This window comes from Hymenobacter sp. 15J16-1T3B (assembly GCF_020711235.1).
Lineage (GTDB): Bacteria > Bacteroidota > Bacteroidia > Cytophagales > Hymenobacteraceae > Solirubrum.
Genome location: NZ_JAJFAV010000025.1, coordinates 34,698 through 52,590 on the forward strand (window position 1 = coordinate 34,698; position 17,893 = coordinate 52,590).

A 17,893-nucleotide genomic window follows, 5' to 3' on the forward strand; every position below is an offset into this window, starting at 1 on the left:
ATGGTCGCCTCGTGTGCGCCTCGCCCCCCGGCCCCCTCTCCGAAAAAGGAGAGGGGGAGCCTGACGACTGCGGGCGGTTGGCTTTGATGCGTTGATAATTGTTTCTGGTTGGTTTGAATCCGCTCCTGCTGCCATCCTCTACTTTGCCTGCCGATACTACACGACGCCGTTGCTGACGCCAGGCTCCCCCTCTCCTTTTTCGAAGAGGGGGCCGGGGGTGAGGCGCCCGGCAGGCGCTACGTCCGAGCCGGCTCGAACCGCGCTGCCAGCAGCACCTTCTTGTACTCGGAGGGAAACACCTTCACGAAGCGCCCGGCTTCTTCGGCCCAGTTGTCGAGCAGGAAGGCGGCCAGCCGGGAGCCGGTGAGCTGTTGGTGCTGGTGCAACAAGGCGCGTATCTGGTCCTCGTCGTCGGCGGCTAGCGGGTCCAGTTCCACCATTTCCCGGTTGCAGTTGGCGGGGAAGGAGCCGTCCGGATCGTACACCCAGGCAATGCCCCCGCTCATGCCGGCGGCGAAGTTGCGCCCCGTGCGGCCCAGGATGAGGGCGCGGCCGCCGGTCATGTACTCGCAGCCGTGGTCCCCCACGCCCTCCACCACCGCCGTGGCGCCGGAGTTGCGCACCGCAAACCGCTCCCCGGCCTGCCCGCGCACGAACAGCTCGCCGGAGGTGGCGCCGTACAGGGCCACGTTGCCGATGATGATGTTCTGCTCGGGCACAAAGCGGGCTTCGGCGGCCGGGTAAATCACCAGCTGCGCCCCGCTCAGTCCCTTGCCGACGTAGTCATTGGCCTCGCCTTCGAGCTTGAATGCCAGGCCCTTCGCGCAAAACGCGCCAAAGCTCTGCCCGGCCGAGCCGCGGAAGGTAAAGTTGATGGTATCCGCGGGCAGGCCGGCGCCCTGGTAGCGCTTGGTCACCTCGTTGCTGAGCAAGGTGCCGATGGTGCGGTTGGTGTTGTGCACCGCGAAGGTGGCAAACACCGGCGTGCGCGCCTGCAGCGCCGGGCGGGCGTGCTTGACGAGCTGCCAGTCCAGGATTTGGCGCAGGCCGTGGTCTTGCTCCTCGCTCTGGTGCAGGGTGCCGCCCGAGGGGTTGGGCACGGGCTGCAGCAGGTCAGTCAGGTCCAGGGTGCGGGCTTTCCAGTGCGTGAGGTTGTCGCGCACCTTCAGAAACTGCGGCCGACCCACCATTTCACTGACCGTGCGGAAGCCCAGCCCGGCCATGATTTCGCGCAGCTCCTCCGCCAGGAAGCGGAACAGGTTCACGATGTGCTCGGGCTGTCCGGTGAACAGCTTGCGCAGTTCCGGGTCCTGCGTCGCCACGCCCACCGGGCAGGTGTTCAGGTGGCATTTGCGCATCAGGATGCAGCCGCCGGCAATGAGGGCGGCCGTGGCCACGCCCCATTCTTCGGCGCCGAGCAACGCGGCCACGGCCAGGTCGCGGCCGGTTTTCACCTGCCCGTCGGCCTGCAGCACGACGCGGCTGCGCAGCTGGTTGCGCACCAAAGTCTGGTGGGCTTCGGCCAGGCCCAGCTCCCAGGGCAGCCCGGCGTGCTTGATGGAGGAAATGGGGGAGGCGCCGGTGCCGCCGTCGTAGCCCGCAATGAGGATGACGTCGGCGTGGGCCTTGGCGACGCCCGCCGCAATGGTGCCCACCCCGGCCTTCGACACCAGCTTCACGCTGATGCGAGCCGCCCGGTTGGCGTTTTTCAGGTCGAAGATGAGCTGGGCCAGATCCTCGATGGAGTAGATGTCGTGGTGGGGCGGGGGCGAAATCAGCCCGACGCCGGGCGTGGCGTGGCGCACCCGGGCAATCCACTCGTCCACCTTGTGGCCCGGCAATTGGCCTCCTTCGCCCGGCTTGGCGCCCTGGGCCATCTTGATTTGCAGCTCGTCGGCGTTGGTCAGGTACTGGGCCGTCACGCCGAAGCGGGCCGAAGCCACCTGCTTGATGGCCGAGCGCATGGAGTCGCCGTTCGGCAGCCGTTCGTAGCGCATCGGGTCCTCGCCGCCCTCGCCGGTGTTGCTCTTGCCCCCGATGCGGTTCATGGCAATGGCCAGGGTGCTGTGCGCCTCGTGCGAGATGGAGCCGAACGACATGGCCCCGGTGGCAAAACGCCGCATGATGGTTTCGGCCGGCTCTACCTCTTCCAGCGGAATGGCCGGGCGGTGCCGGGCGAAGTCCAGCAGCCCGCGCAGCGAAAACAGCCGCTCCTGCTGCTCGTTCACCAGCCGGGCATAGCGCCGGTACACCGCGTAGTCGTTGGTGCGGGTGGCGTGCTGCAGCAGGTGCACGGTTTCGGGGTTGAACATGTGCGCCTCCCCGCGCCGCCGCCACTGGTACACCCCGCCCTCCGGCAGCAGCGGCTGCTCCTCCGCCGAAGACGATTTGAAGCCCTGAAACTGCTTGTAGAGCGTTTCCCGGGCAATTTCATCCAGCCCCAGCCCGCCAATGCGCGTCACCGCCCCGGTGAAATACTGGTCGACTACCGCCTGGTTGATGCCCAGGATTTCGAACACCTGCGCGCCCTGGTACGACTGCAGGGTGCTGATGCCCATCTTCGAGAAAATCTTCAGCAGCCCGTCGCACACGGCCTTGATGTAGTTCTGCCGCAGCTTGTCGGCGTCCAGGCTGGTGCGCAGCTGCCCGCCCGCGTGCATGGTCTGCACCGTCGACAGCGCGAGGTAGGGGTTGATGGCCGAGGCCCCGAAGGCCAGCAAACAGGCAAAATGGTGCACTTCCCACACGTCGCCGGCCTCCACCACCAAGCCCACCGAAGCGCGCACGCCCAGCCGGATCAGGTGGTGGTGCACCGCCGACACGGCCAGCAGGGACGGAATCGGCGCGTGCTTGGAGTCCACGGCCCGGTCGGAGAGGATGAGCACCTCGAAGCCGTCCCGCACCGCGTCCTCGGCGTAGCGGCACAGGCGCGCCAGCCCGTCGGCTAGGGCGCCGGGCTGCCCGTCGGCCTTGAAGTAGGTCTGCAGCGTCTTGGCGTTGAACAGCCCTGTGTCGATGCTGCGCAGCTTTTCCAGCTCGTGGTTGGTCAGCACCGGCTGGCGCAGCGCCACGCAGTGGCAGTGCATCTTGTCTTCGTCGAGGATGTTGCCGTTGTTGCCGATAAAGGTGGCCAGGCTCATCACCAGCCGCTCCCGGATCGGGTCGATGGGCGGGTTGGTCACCTGGGCGAAGAACTGCTTGAAGTAGCTGCTCAGGTGCTGCGGCTGATCCGACAATACCGCCAGCGGCACGTCCACGCCCATGGAGCCAATTGGCTCTTTGCCCTCCAAGGCCATCGGCGTGATTATCGTATCGATGTCCTCGCGGGTGTAGCCAAACACCTGGTGGTACTTGAACACGGCGTCGGCCGCCAAGTCGGTGAATACCTGCCGGGGTTCGGGCAACTCCTCCAGCCGGATCTGGTACTCGTCCAGCCACTGCCCGTAGGGCTGCTGCCGGGCCGCTTGGGCCTTCAGCTCCTCGTCCGTCACGATGTTGCCCGCCCGCGTGTCGATGAGCAGCATCTTGCCCGGCTGCAGGCGACCTTTCTTCGTGATGATGGCTTCGTCAATGGGCAGCACGCCGGTTTCGGAGGCCACCAGCACCCGCCCGTCGTCGGTGAGGGTGTAGCGCAGCGGGCGCAGGCCGTTGCGGTCCAGCATGGCCCCGAGCAGGTGCCCGTCGGTGAAGAGCAGCGCCGCCGGGCCGTCCCAGGGCTCCATAAACGTGGCGTGGAACTCGTAGAAGGCCTTTTTCAGCGGGTCCATCTGCTCGTTGCCGTCCCAGGCCTCGGGCACCAGCATCATCATCACGTGCGGCAAGGGCCGGCCCGAGTGCAAAAGCACCTCCACGATGTTATCCAGGCAGGCCGAGTCCGACTGCTGGCTGTCGATAACCGGCAGCAGCATGTCCATTTCCGCCCGCGTGAAGTAGGGCGACACGTAGGAGCGCACCCCGGCGTAAAACCAGTTCAGATTGCCCCGCAGGGTGTTGATTTCGCCGTTATGGGCCAAATGCCGGAAGGGCTGGGCCAGCTTCCAACTCGGCAGCGTGTTGGTGGAAAAGCGCGAATGCACCATCCCAAACGCCGACGTCACCCGCGCATCCGACAAATCCGGGAAGTAGCCGCGCACCTGGTAAGTGGTCAGCTGCCCCTTGTACACGATGGTCTGGCTCGACAACGAGGCGAAATAGAAGTCTTCACCCGCCGCCGGCACCGCCTCTGCCACCATCTTGGTGATGAAGCGCCGCAGCACGTACAGCTTCCGCTCGAAGTCTTCGGTCGTAGCCAAGCCCGGCGGGCGCAGCACGAACACCTGCTCGATGGCCGGCTCGGCCGCCAAGGCCGTCGGCCCAATGCCGGCCGGGTTCACAGGCACCGGGCGGTAGCCCAGGATGGGCAGGCCCAACTGCTTACCGGCCGCGTTGATGACTTGGCGACAGGCCGTTTGGGCGGCCACATCCTTGGGCAGAAACAGCATGCCCACGCCGTAGCCGCCGGGCTCGGGCAGGCGGATGCTCAGGGCGGTGCATTCTTCGAGGAAAAACCAGTGGGGGAGTTGCAGCAGCAGCCCGGCGCCGTCGCCGGAATCTGCGTCACAGCCGCAGGCGCCGCGGTGCTCCATGTTTTCCAACATGGTCAGCGCGTCGCTGATGATCTGGTGCGACTTCTGCCCGTTCAGGTACGCGATGAATCCCGTCCCACAGGCGTCATGCTCGAACTCCGGGCGGTACAGGCCCAGGGAAGGAGTTGGCGTCATTGGTAGCTAGTGCTAAGCGGGAATGCGGTAGGGAAGCAGCGGAGCGAATCAGTAAGGTAGGTAATAATCCGGTTCGGATGGCGAACAACTCCCGCAAAAAAATATTCGCCTGCCGCTGCACTAGAATCAGCCCGAAAACTGCGTTGTTGCTACTCGCAGGGCCTTCCGCAAACGATTGTTATGGCAAACTTGGCCGTTACTGACGGCTGTTTATTGCCAATCTTTCAATCCCGGACTTGCACATATGCATCAAACCCATTACTTGCATCGGCTTAACAATTTGGTAACATGGAAGTCGAAGTTTTGAAGTACCCAGCGGTGCGCAACTACGTCGCTGGTCAGTTTGTCGAAGACGCCGGGGCGCGCACCCTGGATGTGTTCAGCCCGCTCACCGGCGCGGTGATTTCCACGGTGCCCTTGTCCGGTGCAGCCGCGTTGGACCAAGCCGTGCAGGCTGCCCAAGCCGCTTTCCCCGCCTGGTCGGCCATGCCCATCAAGGAGCGGGTGCAGATTTTCTACCGCTACAAAACGCTGCTGGAGCGCGACATGAAAGCCCTGGCCGAACTGGTGCGCGAGGAAAACGGCAAAACTTTCGACGAAGCCCGGGCCGAGGTCGAAAAGGCCGTCGAGCTGACCGAGTTTGCCTGCTCCATGCCCCAGCTGATTCAGGGCGAGTTTCTGGAAGTGAGCAAGGGCGTGGAAGCCCGCGTGGAGCGCAAGCCCTTGGGCGTGGTGGCCAGCATTGCGCCCTTCAACTTCCCCAACATGGTCCCGCACTGGACCATTCCGAACGCCCTGGTGCTCGGCAACTGCATGATTCTGAAGCCCTCGGAAGTAGTGCCGCTCAGTGCCGGCAAGATTGCCGAGTTGCTTAAGGAAGCCGGCCTGCCCGACGGCGTGCTCAACATCGTGCACGGCGACCGGGAAATTGTGGAAGCCATCTGCGACCATCCCGGCATCGAGGCTGTGTCGTTCGTGGGCTCCACCAAGATTGCCAAAGTCGTTTACATCCGCGCCACTTCCAATCTGAAGCGCTGCGTGGCTTTGGGCGGAGCCAAAAACCACCTGATGGTGCTGCCCGACGCCCACCCCGACATGACGGCTTCCAATGTGGCCGCCTCCATGTCGGGCTGCGCGGGCCAGCGCTGCATGGCCGGCTCCACCATGGTAGGCGTCGGCGCCGTCGACCACATCGTGCAGAAGCTGGTGGACGAGGCCAAAAAAATCGTGCCCGGCCAGAACTTGGGCTCGGTTATCAGCAAGGAAGCCAAAGCGCGCATCGAAGAGCACATTACCGAGGCCGAAGCCGCTGGTGCCAAGGTGCTGCTCGACGGCCGCGGCGCCCAAGTGGCCGGCCACGAAGACGGCTACTACGTGGGCCCCACCGTCATCGACTACGTGACGCCCGACATGCGCATTGCCCAGGAAGAGGTGTTCGGCCCGGTGCTGGCCATCTTGCGCACCAACACGCTGGACGAGGCCCTGGCCATCGAAAACGCCAACCCCTACGGCAACGCGGCGGCCGTGTTCACGCAGAGCGGCAGCATGGCCCGCTACGTGATGGACCACGCCAACGCCGGCATGATTGGCGTCAACATTGGCGTGCCGGTGCCCCGGGAGCCGTTTTCCTTCGGTGGCTGGAACGAGTCTAAGTTCGGCGCCTGCGACATCACCGGCAAAAGCTCCATTGAATTCTGGACCCAGCTCAAGAAAACCACGACCAAGTGGAACCCCGAGTCGCGGGTGAACTGGATGAGCTAGGATCTGGCTGGCACCGCATGCTTGATCCGGCGGACGTTTGTCGAAGCCGCTCTACCGCACAATACAACGAAGCGGTAGAGCGGCTTCGGCTGACGCCCTGAATTATTGCCTAATAATCTTGATCGGCAATAATTATTCGCTGCCTTTTTGCCTATATTTAAAGGACGCAGAAATGCGCCCTGCTTCCCCTTTCTTTCCCACCCCACAATGGAAACGTTTACCGAAACCGACAAGGAGCAAATCCTGCGGGATAACCTGGAGCATACCCTGTTTTCCTGGTCCAAACAGGCCGGATTGAACCCCATCAATGCGGAGCGCGCCGAGGGCGTGTATTTGTGGGACCGGGACGGCAAGCGCTACATCGATTTCTCGTCGCAGCTGATGAACGTCAACATCGGCCACGGCAACCAGAAAGTGACCGAAGCGGTGGCCGCGCAGATGCGGGAGCTGAGCTACGTGTACCCCGGCATGATTACCAAGGCCCGCGGCGACCTGGGCAAGCGGCTGGCGGAAATCACCGCGCCGAACCTGACCAAGGCGTTTTTCACCCTGGGCGGGGCCGAGGCCATTGAAAACGCCATCAAGCTGGCCCGCATCTACACCGGCCGGCATAAGATCGTGTCGCTGTACCAGTCGTTTCACGGCGCTTCCTACGGGGCCATCAGCGTAGGCGGCGACCCGCGCAAGTTCGCCGTCGATTCGCAGGCTATGCCCGGCACGGTGCACGTCGAAAACCCCTACTTCTACCGCTGCCCCTGGTACAGCACCACGCCCGAAGAGTGCGCCGAGCGCGCCGCCGCGGCCATGGAGCGCATCATCGGCTACGAAAACCCCGGCAGCGTGGCAGCCATCATTCTGGAGGGCGAGTCGGGTACCTCGGGCTGCATCAAGTACCCGCCCGGCTACTGGAAATTGGTGCGCGAAATCTGTGATAAACACGGTATTCTGCTCATCGCCGACGAGGTCATGTCGGGCTTCGGGCGCACCGGCAAGTGGTTTGGCTCCGACCACCACGGCGTGAAAGTCGACCTGATGTGCATGGCCAAGGGCATCACCGCCGGCTACCTGCCCCTGGGCGCGGTGATGGTGGACGACAAAATCGCGCACTACTTCGACGAGCGCGCCCTGCCGCTGGGCCTCACGTACTCGGCCCACCCGGTGTCCTGCGCCGCCGCCGTGGCCGTGCTCGACATCTACGAGGAGGAAAACATGCTCGAAAACGTGCGGGAGCTGGGCCACTATCTCGACGCCCGCATCTGCGACCTGATGGCCGAGCACCCGAGCATCGGCGACTGGCGCAACACCGGCTTGTTCGGTTGCCTGGAGCTGGTGAAGAACCGCGACACCAAGGAACCGATGGCGCCCTGGAACGCCGCCCCCGACCAAATGGCGGTGATGAACCAGGTAGCGGCCAAAATCCGCGAGCTGGGCATGTACACCTTCGTGCGCTGGAATTACATTTTCATTGCGCCCCCGCTCAACATCACCAAAGATGAGCTGGACGAAGGCCTCGCCATTATTTCGGAGGCCATCCGCATTGCCGACCAGCACGTGCATTAACTGGTGGTGCAATTAGCTTTAAAAGCAGCCGGTAATAGCTGCTTTTAAGCGCATGCAAATTATTACAGAGGGTTTGTTCACCTCGCATTACGCGGGGTAGGGTGACTATTTTCTGAATAGTAATAATTCTGCTGTTTGATAAATTGAAATCAGCGAGGAAAAGCCTATATTTTCCCTCTGATTACGGTCTTTCTTTTTCCTGCTGAATGGCGTCTTTGCTTCTTAAAAATGGCCGGGTAGTTACGGCCGATTCCGACAGCGTCTGCGACATCCTGATTGACGGCGAAACCATCGTTGCCATCGGGAAGAACCTGCCGGTGCAGGCCGACGAAGTCATCGACGCCACCGGCAAAATCGTGGTGCCCGGCGGCATCGACCCGCACGTGCACCTGGACATGCCCTTCATGGGCACCTTCAGCTCCGATACGCACGAGACGGGCACCCGCGCCGCCCTGCACGGCGGCACCACCACCGTCATCGACTTCGTGCTGCAGAAGCAAGGCCACTCCTTGCGCGAGGCGCTGACCGAGTGGCAGGGACGGGCCACCGGCACCGCAGTGGGCGACTACTCGTTCCACATGGCCGTGACGGATTTCAACCCGAGCACCAAGGAGGAAATCAAGGACATGGTGGCCGAGGGCATTACTTCCTTTAAAACCTTCATGGCCTATAAGGGCGCGCTCATGATTGACGACGCGCAGATGGTGGGCCTGATGCAGGAAGTGAAAAAGCACGGCGGGCTGGTGACGGCCCACGCCACCAACGGCGACATGATTGACACGCTCATTGCCCAGCACCGGGCCGCGGGCAAGCTCACGCCGCGCTACCACTACCTCTCGCAACCGGAGGTAACCGAAGCCGAAGCCTCGGGCCGCTTCGCCGACATTGCCAACTACACCGGCGTCAACGCCTACATCGTGCACCTGACCTGCGAGGGCGCCCTGAACCAGGTGCGCCGCGCCACTGAGCGCAACCAGCGCGTGTTCGTGGAAACCTGCATTCAGTACCTGCTGCTCGACGCCTCGCTCTATGGCGACGATTTTGAAGGCGCCAAGTGGGTAATGTCGCCGCCGCTGCGGGAGAAAAAGGACCAGCAGACGCTCTGGGCCGGCATCAACCAGGGCCTGGTGCAGGTGGTGGGTACCGACCACTGCCCCTTTATGTGGGAGCAGAAAAAGATGGGTGCCGACGACTTTTCCAAGATTCCGAACGGTCACCCGGCCATCGAGCACCGCATGGAGCTGCTCTTCTCAGAAGGCGTAAATAAAGGCCGCATCTCGCTGCAAAAGTTCGTGGAGGTGTCGAGCACGAACGCAGCCAAAATCTTCGGCATGTTTCCGCGCAAAGGCACCATTAGCATCGGTGCCGACGCGGATTTGGTGCTCATCGACCCCACGAAAAAGCACACGATTTCGGCCGAGACCCACCACATGAACGTGGACTACTCCGGCTACGAAGGCTGGGAGCTGACCGGCAAAATCGAGACGGTGCTACTGCGCGGCAAGGTTGCCGTGGACGCGGGCGAGACGAAGGTAGGCCGCGGCTACGGGCAGTTTATCCGCAGAGGACCAGTTAATTACTAACTTAAGACAGAGAAGGGGACAAGGTCATTCAGGAACGATAACCCTGAAGGTCTTCTTTCATCTGGGGTTCGGCATAGCCAAAGGGCCTGCTTCACCCCTGACTGCTGCCTGAGCGCAGCTACATGTTGAATACCAAAGACTTGTCCGTCTGTAATAAGACGAAGGAAGGACTTTCCTTCGTCAGAATGACAGTTCTTGTTGGACTGTCACTTGAAGCCTTTGAACCCTTTCCCAACCAAATAACCGCGTACCCACAATGCCCAGAATGATTAAATCTGGCTTGATCCAGATGAGCTTGCCCATGACCGAGGGCGAAGGCACGATTGAGGAAATCAAGGAGGCCATGATGCAGAAGCATATTCCCCTGATCGAAGAAGCTGGTCGGCAGGGCGTGCAGATTCTGTGTCTGCAGGAAATCTTCAACACGCCCTATTTCTGCCCCGGCCAGGACAAAGCCTGGTACGCCTCGGCCGAATCGGTGCCCGGCCCCACGACCGAGCGCATGGCCGAGTACGCCAAGAAGTACAACATGGTGATGATTGTGCCGATTTACGAGAAGGAGCAAGCCGGCTTCCTCTACAACACGGCCGCCGTCATCGACGCCGATGGAACCTACCTCGGCAAGTATCGCAAGAACCACATTCCGCACACCTCGGGCTTCTGGGAGAAGTACTTCTTCAAGCCCGGTAACCTGGGCTACCCGGTGTTCCAGACCAAGTACGCCAAGGTGGGCGTGTACATCTGCTACGACCGGCACTTCCCCGATGGCGCCCGCGTGCTGGGCCTGAACGGGGCCGAAATCGTGTACAACCCCTCGGCCACGGTGGCCGGCCTCTCGCAGTACCTCTGGAAGCTGGAGCAACCCGCCCACGCGGCGGCCAACGGCTACTTCATGGGCTGCATCAACCGCGTCGGGGAAGAAAAGCCCTGGAACCTGGGCCGCTTCTACGGCACCAGCTACTTCGTGGACCCGCGCGGGCAGATCATTGCTGAGGCCGACGAATACAAGGACGAGCTGCTGGTGGCCGAATTCGACCTGGACATGATTGACGAGGTGCGCGCCACCTGGCAGTTCTTCCGCGACCGGCGCCCCGAAACCTACGAGAAACTGGTGGAGCTGTAAGCCGGCCGCCCCAGTAAATTCCAAGACGAAGTGTCAACCCGTCGAGCCGAAATAGTCAAGCAATACCAACGCGCGACTTACAGCTACGCATTGCCGTTCGGGCTGCTACTGCTCGGGTTCGTTGTCGAGGTCTTGTTGCCCCTGGCCCTGCTTGTCTGGGTGCCGCTCGGCGTTGCAGGCCTGTACTTCTCGAAGCGCGGCCTGACCCTGGCGGTCAGCAGCGGCGACCAGGAAAAGCAGGACGTGGGCTACGCGAATCTGCTGCTCGGAGCCATTGTCCTCGGGCTGGGGCTGCTTGGGTGGGCGCTGGCCTACGTCATGACGGCCTAGACCGGCCAAACCAGCTACTGCACGGCGCAGCCGGGTCACTCCGGCTGCGCTAGCCATGATTTTCTTCTCTCTGCAACCAACGCCATACCCCCATGGCCGAGTACCCGACCCCCACGACCGAGCAGGAGTTTGCGGCGAATTTCGCCCAGATCAAGCCCCTGATGAGCAACACCGAGGCGCTGTACGAAAGCTCCCGCTGCCTGTTCTGCTTTGATGCGCCCTGTATCAAGGCCTGCCCCTCGGGCATCGACATTCCGCAGTTTATCCGGCAGATCAACACCGGCAACGCCACCGGCGCGGCCAAGACCATCTACGAGGCCAACTACTTCGGCAACGCCTGCGGCAAGGTGTGCCCCACCGAGGTGCTCTGCGAGGGCGCCTGCGTGTACAACCTCAACGAACAGAAGCCCATCGAAATCGGGCGGCTGCAGAGCCATGCTACCCGTAAGGTGATTGACAGCGGGCACAAGCTGTTCGGTCCGGGCCCGGCCAACGGGCGCAAGGTGGCCGTTATCGGCGCCGGGCCCGCGGGCATTTCGGCGGCCTGCGAACTGCGCGCCCTGGGCTACGAGGTGGACGTGTTTGAGGCCCGTGAGCAGCCCTCGGGGCTGACGCTGTACGGCGTGGCGCCCTACAAAATCACCAACGCCGAGACGCTGGCCGAAATGGACTACTTGGAGCAGCAGTTTGGCTACCGGGTGCATTACAACCGGCGCATCAATTCCCGCGAGGAGCTGCAGGCGCTGGAAGAGGCCTACGACGCCATCTTCCTCGGCATCGGGCTGGGCGCGACCAATGCCCTGTTGCTGCCCGGCGAGGAGCGGCAGAACTGCGTGGGCGCGGTGGAGTTTATCGAGCAGCTGCGCATGGCCCACCAGCACGTGGCCGTGGGCAAGAAAGTCATCGTGCTCGGCGGCGGCAACACGGCCATGGATGCGGCGTCGGAATCTTCGCGCCTCGGGGCCGAAGACGTGATTCTGGCCTACCGCCGCGGCAAAGACGAAATGGGCGCCTACGAATTCGAGTACGACCTGGCCAAGAGCGTGGGCGTGAAGGGGCTGTTCAACGTGGCGCCGGTAGAAATCGTGGGCAACGGCAAGGTGGAGGGCGTGAAGTTCATCCGCACGGCCACGCGCGACGGGCAGGTGCAGATTGTGCCCGGCTCGGAGTTCGTGGAGCCCTGCGACATGGTCATCAAAGCCACGGGCCAAGCCAAGCAAACCGGCTTTTTGCACCTGATTCCGGGCCTGCAACTCGACGGCAAGGGCCGCATCGTGGCCGATGCCCGCACCGGGCAGACCTCGAATCCGAAGTATTTCGCCTCCGGCGACGCGCTGAACGGCGGGGCCGAGGTCGTCAACGCCGCCGCCGAAGCCAAGCAGACGGCGCGGGGCATGCACGCATTTTTAACCGAAAACGGTCTGTCATCCTGAGTGCTGCGAAGGACCTCCTCACGCCCGAACGATGAGCTTAACAGCGGCTCGTTCAGCGGTAATAAGGCCCTTCGCGTTGCTCAGCATGACAGGACCACCTGATCCTGTACCATGCCTGACCTTTCCATAAATTTTGCCGGCATCAAGTCGCCGAACCCGTTCTGGTTGGCGTCGGCGCCGCCCACTAACTCCGGCTACCAGGTAATGAAAGCCTTCGACGCGGGCTGGGGCGGGGCCGTGTGGAAGACCCTGGGCGTGCCCGTGGTGAACGTATCGAGCCGCTACGGCGGGGTGAACTACCGCGACAAACGCCTGGTGGGCTTCAACAACATCGAGCTGATTTCGGACCGCCCGCTGGCCGACAACCTGCGCGAAATCGAGGAAGTCAAGAAGTTCTTCCCGAACAACGCCGTCATTGCCTCGCTGATGGTGCAGAGCCGGCAGGAGTGGCACGACATCGTGCGCGACGTGACCAACGCCGGCGCCGACGGCATCGAGCTGAACTTCGGCTGCCCGCACGGCATGTGCGAGCGGGGTATGGGCTCGGCCGTGGGCCAGGAGCCGGAGGTGCTCAAGACCATCGTGGAGTGGGTGATGGAAGTGGCCCGTATTCCGGTTATCGTCAAGCTCACGCCCAACATCTCGGACATCACCGAGCCGGCCCGGGCGGCCCGCGCCGGCGGCGCCGACGCCATTTCGCTGATCAACACGATTCAGAGCATCGTGGGGGTAGATCTGGACAAATTCGCGCCGTACCCAATCGTGGATGGCAAGGGCACCAACGGCGGCTACTGCGGCCCGGCGGTGAAGCCCATTGCGCTGAACATGGTGAAGAACTGCGCCCAGGACCCGGACGTACGCCTGCCCATTTCGGGCATCGGTGGTATTGAGAACTGGCGCGACGCGGTGGAGCACATTCTGCTCGGCGCCTCCTCGGTGCAGGTGTGCACGGCGGCCATGCACTTCGGCTTCGGCATCATCCGCGAAATGACGGCCGGGTTGGAGCAGTACATGACCGAAAAGGGCTTCAACACGATTTATGACTTCGTGGGCAAGGCCCTGCCGAACGTGAAGCACTGGGAAGACCTGAACCTGAAGTACCAGGTGAAGGCCCACATCAACGAGGACAAGTGCATCGGCTGCCAGCTGTGCTACACGGCCTGCGAAGACGGCGCCCACCAGGCCATCGGACTGCAGGAGGGCACGCGCACGCCGGTCATCATCGAGGACAACTGCGTGGGCTGCAACCTTTGCTCCCTGGTGTGCCCGGTGGAGCAGTGCATCACGATGGAGCGCCGCGACGACGGCACCGAGCACCGCACCTGGAAGGAGCGCACCAAGGCCAACGACATTCCGGTGACCTTCAACGACGACCGGGCCGGCGGCTTGCACCACTGGGTGCCCGAGCCCGCCGCGGCCTTGGGCAAGGAGCGGCACAAGACCCTGCCCGGCAAAGCCCGCGCCCTAGGCAGCCCGCAGGAAGTCATTGCGCCCAAGGCCTCGGATGTGCTTAGCGCCTCCTGAAACTGATAACCAGGAGTAATACTAGAGCTGTCATCCTGAGCAACGCGAAGGACCTTATCCCGTCAGAACATTGTCGTTCAAGCGTGGTAAGGTCCTTCGCGTTGCTCAGGATGACAGCCAACTGTCCGACTAGCATTGGCTCTTTGGTTCGCTTACTTCAGCACCTCCAGCCAGCCCTTAAACTTGCGGCCGTTGGTATAGGTGACGAGGTAGTAGTAGGTGCCGGCCACGCTGCCGCCGGGCCAGGTGAACGTGCGTTCCGACGAGCGGTACACCTCGTTGCCCCAGCGTGAGAAGATGCGCACCCCGGCGAAGCGCTGGTCGCAGAAATCGGGCGGCAGGTTGGGCAGCGTGAAGGTATCATTCAACCCGTCGCCGTTGGGCGTGATGACGTTGGGCGGCAGGAAGGCCACGGAATCCGGGGCGGGCACGAGCTGGAAGCGCACGGTGCGCTGCTGGGGCAGGGGCGTGCAGGTAGCCGTTTCCTGCAACTGGAACACCACCGTCAGCTCCGCTTTGCTGGCCGCGTCGCAGGTGGCCTGCCACTGGAAGGAGCCGTCGGCGCGGCCGGTGCCGTTGCGGGCGGCAAACTGCATGCCCATGGCGGGCAGGTCGAAGCCCTGGCCGGTGGCGGTGAGCGTCAGGCCGTTGTTGTCGGCGTCGGTGCCGAGCAGGGTAGCTATGTAGGCTTGCCCGGGCGAGAGCTGCACGAGCACCGGCGGTTCGGAGGCGTCGGCTGGGGCGGGCGGAAAGGAGGAGGTCAGCAGCGGGGCACGGTTTACGGCCGGGCGGGCGGTGAAGGCCAGGCGCACGGTGTCGCGCTTGGGCAAGGAGCAGCCGTTGTCGGCCACCACGAGGTCGAGCAAATATACCCGGCCCTGCGAGTCCATGCAATCGGGGAAGCAAAGCGTGGCGCGCAGCGTGTCGGGGGCGCCGGCCGTGCGCACGGCGCCGCTGGTGGCGGTGGTAAAAGTGGGGCCGGCCGCGCCGCTGGCCAGGGTATAGTTGACGGGCCGGGCCGTGAGGGTCAGCTGGGAAGCGGGGTCGGGGTCGGTGAAGACGAGCTGCACGCAGTGGTCGGTGCCGGGCGTGAGGCGCAGCGTGTCGCGGCCGGGCCGGTAGGCCCGCGGGCTGGCCGGGGTGTAGAGCTGCACCGTGGGCGCCGCGTTTTGCGGGCAGGCCAGCACCATGAGCTGAAAGTCGCGGCGCGTCTCGCCGATTTTGACGCCCCGGCGGTACTCCGCGCAGCGCACCCCGAACACGAACAGGCCCAGGCGGCTGGGGCGCACCGTCAGCCGGCCCGTGCGCGCGTCGATGCCCAGCGTGGGTGCGCCCGGTATCTGGTTCAGGGTGCTCAGGCCCGCGTTCCAGGTGATGGTGCTGTAGGGCGCCGGCTGGCTCAGCGTCAGCTCGGGCGCGGCGCTGGAGGTGTGGCCGTTGAGCGGCGTGACCATGTCGTAGGCCAGCGAGTCGCCGTCGGCGTCCTGCCCGCCGAAATCGTAGTAAAACAGCTCGCCCAGGCAGGCGTAGTCGCCCAGGGGCGGGAAGATGCGCGGGGTGGAATCGAGGAAGGGCTGTCCGCCCTGCACCACGGCCGGAAACTCCAGGTAGAACGTCTGGGCTGCCCCGCCGGGGTTCACGATGTTGCCGATGGCCAGGTTGCGGCAGCAGCGCTCCACCGCCGCGTAGTAGCCGGCGGGGCTGGTGTAGGTAGCCGCGTCGAGGATAATATCCTTGCTGTACACCAGCTTGCGGGTGCTCAGCGAGCCGGCCGCGCAGGCGGGGTTGGTGTAGTTGACGAAGGTGTTACTGGTCAGCGGCAGCGTCAGCTGTTGCAGGCGGGTGTTGGTGGCTTTGCTGAAGATGCCGGCCAGCATCTGCTGGTCCAGGGCGCCGGCGTTGCCGTTGACGGCGTCGAAGTACAGGTTCAGCGTGAGCGTGTAGGTGCTGCCGCTTTTGCGGGTCAGCTCCAGTTCGCCGCCCACAATGTGCGTGGCGCGGGCCGGCAGCAGCACCCCCAGCTGCAGGCAGAGCAGCAGCCCCCACAGGCGGCCGGCGCGGACCAAGAACGAAGAGCAGAAACGAGGCATAAGCAAAGCCAGGAAAAGCGGGTAAAACGAAGTAGCGGTTTGGCGATAAGGGCAGGGTTGGCGTGGGAAAAGAGGTCGGAAACGGGGCTGGGCGGCCCAAGCGCGGCGGCCGGAACCGGATTTCCGGCCGCCGCGCTAGCCGCGCTTAACTAGCGCCGCCCGTGCCGGTGCCCGAGGTGGTCGTGGTGCCGGTTTGGGTGCCGCAGCCGCCCTTGCCGCCTTTCGGGCTTACATCGGGCGTTTCGCAGCTGACAACGGAGAAGGCAAGGCCGGCCAGCAGCAGCAGGCCGGTGAGGCGAAGCGAAACAGTACGCATAGGCCAATCGGAAAAAAAGTGAAACAACGGCTGGAACAAGGCAGTATCCGAAGCGGCCAGCCGAGCCGGCCCCGGAGCAAAAGCTAGAGGCTGCCGCCCACGGGCAGGCCGCTGGGCACGCGCGCGGGCACGGTGCGGTCGAAGGAGCCGGCGCTAAGCGAGCCGAGAAAGGCCACGATGGCCTGCTGGTTGGTGACGCGGGTGGGCAGCAGCGGGTCGAGGCGGGCGTTGGGCACGTTGGGGTTCAGCGAGGCGCGCCCGCCGCGCGGCCCGGCGTCGTAGAAGCGCACCACCTCGGCCAGGGTGCTCATCGTGCCGTTGTGCATGTAGGGCGCGGTGGCGGCCACTTGGCGCAGGCTGGGCGTGCGGAAGGCGTAGGTGCCGTTCTGCCCGGCATCAGTCGCGCCCAGCTTGGCGTTGTCGGCCACGCCGAGCACGTGGGTCTGGTAATCGGAGAGCATGGGGCCGGTGTGGCACTTCGGGCAGCCGCTCTGCACGAAGGCCGTCAGGCCCTGCACCTGCTCGTCGGTAAGGGCAGCTTGCTCGCCGCGCAGGTAACGGTCATAGGGCGCGTCGGCGGTGGTCAGGCTGCGCTCGAAGCAGGCCAGGGCCCGGCCCAGGTTGGCGGCCGACACGGGCGCGACGCCCCCAAACACGGCCGCGAAGCGCTGCTGGTACTCCGGCACGCGGCGCAGCCGGGCCACCACCGAGTCGACGGCCGCCGCTTCCGAGTACTGACGGCCGCGCATCTCGGCCAAGGTGGCGATGGGCAGCAGGGTCTGCGCTTCCAACGATTGCGCCCGGCTGTCCCAGAACATGCTGGCCGTCGTCGGGTCGCAATGCCCGTCGGGGCCGATGCCATTGAAGGCCACGTTGAGCACGGTGGGGGCGTTGCGCTGGGCGAAGGGCAGGTCGTTGGGCTGACGGAAGCGGCGCTGGCTGCCCTGGCCCTGCCCGTTCGGGCCAATGGAGAGGTCCAGCCCGTCGGCGTAGGCGCTGGCGGGGTGGTGGCAGCTAGCGCAACTCACATCGCGCGGGCCGGAGAGGATGGGGTCCCAAAACAGCAGCCGCCCCAGCTCCACTTTGGCTGCCGACGAGGGGTTGTCGGCCGGCGCGGGAGCCGCTGTAGGCAGGGCGCTCAGGCCGTTGCTGGTAGCTTGACTCACGGTGTTGGGCGCGGGGCTGTCGGGCTGGCAGGCCACGACGGCGCCGAAGAGGCTGGTGGCAAGCAGACCAGCCAGGTGACGAACGGAAAAGCAAGTAAACCTCGGCGTCATAGCAGGCAGCACGGGCGGCGGGGCCGCGGAGACAAAGCACGCCCCGTCGGCGCGGCGGGGTCACGGCTCCAAAACAATAGCAAGGCGGGCGGGCCGCTAAACGCAATAGACGACCCGCCCGCGAATGCCGACGAAT

At 64.1% G+C, this 17,893-nt stretch carries 11 protein-coding genes; 7 read left to right on the forward strand and 4 right to left on the reverse strand.

Translation table 11 applies throughout. From position 1 onward, the window contains the following. Nucleotides 1-236 precede the first annotated feature (236 nt). Nucleotides 237-4,760, reverse strand: coding sequence for a glutamate synthase large subunit (gltB, locus tag LJ737_RS25855; protein ID WP_227769672.1), 4,524 nt, complete (start codon nucleotides 4,758-4,760; stop codon nucleotides 237-239). 288 nt (nucleotides 4,761-5,048) lie between these two features. On the opposite strand from gltB, the gene LJ737_RS25860 reads away from it, so the two are divergent. From LJ737_RS25860 to preA, 7 genes are all read left to right on the forward strand, one after another. Further along, a complete protein-coding gene (locus LJ737_RS25860; RefSeq protein ID WP_227769673.1) occupies nucleotides 5,049-6,521 on the forward strand; it encodes a CoA-acylating methylmalonate-semialdehyde dehydrogenase in 1,473 nt (490 codons plus the stop codon). Between the two features lie 207 nt (nucleotides 6,522-6,728). Continuing rightward, nucleotides 6,729-8,081, forward strand: coding sequence for an aminotransferase class III-fold pyridoxal phosphate-dependent enzyme (locus LJ737_RS25865; RefSeq protein ID WP_227769674.1), 1,353 nt, complete (start codon nucleotides 6,729-6,731; stop codon nucleotides 8,079-8,081). A 206-nt stretch (nucleotides 8,082-8,287) separates the two neighbouring features. Continuing rightward, nucleotides 8,288-9,664 carry a dihydropyrimidinase gene (hydA, locus tag LJ737_RS25870; RefSeq protein WP_227769675.1) on the forward strand — a complete coding sequence of 459 codons (1,377 nt, stop codon included), beginning with the start codon at nucleotides 8,288-8,290 and terminating at the stop codon, nucleotides 9,662-9,664. Between the two features lie 265 nt (nucleotides 9,665-9,929). Next, the gene (locus LJ737_RS25875; protein WP_227769676.1) at nucleotides 9,930-10,787 is read left to right on the forward strand and encodes a nitrilase-related carbon-nitrogen hydrolase; all 858 of its coding nucleotides are present in this window, start codon (nucleotides 9,930-9,932) and stop codon (nucleotides 10,785-10,787) included. Between the two features lie 30 nt (nucleotides 10,788-10,817). Then, nucleotides 10,818-11,117 (forward strand): hypothetical protein, encoded by a 300-nt coding sequence (locus LJ737_RS25880; RefSeq protein ID WP_227769677.1) that lies wholly within the window; start codon nucleotides 10,818-10,820, stop codon nucleotides 11,115-11,117. A gap of 92 nt (nucleotides 11,118-11,209) precedes the next feature. Then, nucleotides 11,210-12,550 carry an FAD-dependent oxidoreductase gene (locus LJ737_RS25885; protein ID WP_227769678.1) on the forward strand — a complete coding sequence of 447 codons (1,341 nt, stop codon included), beginning with the start codon at nucleotides 11,210-11,212 and terminating at the stop codon, nucleotides 12,548-12,550. A 111-nt stretch (nucleotides 12,551-12,661) separates the two neighbouring features. Then, nucleotides 12,662-14,074: an NAD-dependent dihydropyrimidine dehydrogenase subunit PreA gene (gene preA / locus LJ737_RS25890; protein WP_227769679.1), complete on the forward strand. Its 1,413-nt coding sequence runs from the start codon at nucleotides 12,662-12,664 to the stop codon at nucleotides 14,072-14,074. A gap of 152 nt (nucleotides 14,075-14,226) precedes the next feature. Here preA and LJ737_RS25895 read toward each other — a convergent pair whose 3' ends face one another. The 3 genes from LJ737_RS25895 to LJ737_RS25905 form a co-directional block, all read right to left on the reverse strand. Then, on the reverse strand, nucleotides 14,227-16,164 hold the full coding sequence (locus LJ737_RS25895) for a T9SS type B sorting domain-containing protein (RefSeq protein WP_227769680.1): 1,938 nt from the start codon (nucleotides 16,162-16,164) through the stop codon (nucleotides 14,227-14,229). A gap of 145 nt (nucleotides 16,165-16,309) precedes the next feature. After that, nucleotides 16,310-16,480 carry a hypothetical protein gene (locus tag LJ737_RS25900; RefSeq protein ID WP_227769681.1) on the reverse strand — a complete coding sequence of 57 codons (171 nt, stop codon included), beginning with the start codon at nucleotides 16,478-16,480 and terminating at the stop codon, nucleotides 16,310-16,312. An 83-nt stretch (nucleotides 16,481-16,563) separates the two neighbouring features. Further along, nucleotides 16,564-17,757, reverse strand: coding sequence for a cytochrome-c peroxidase (locus tag LJ737_RS25905; protein ID WP_227769682.1), 1,194 nt, complete (start codon nucleotides 17,755-17,757; stop codon nucleotides 16,564-16,566). Nucleotides 17,758-17,893 lie beyond the last annotated feature (136 nt).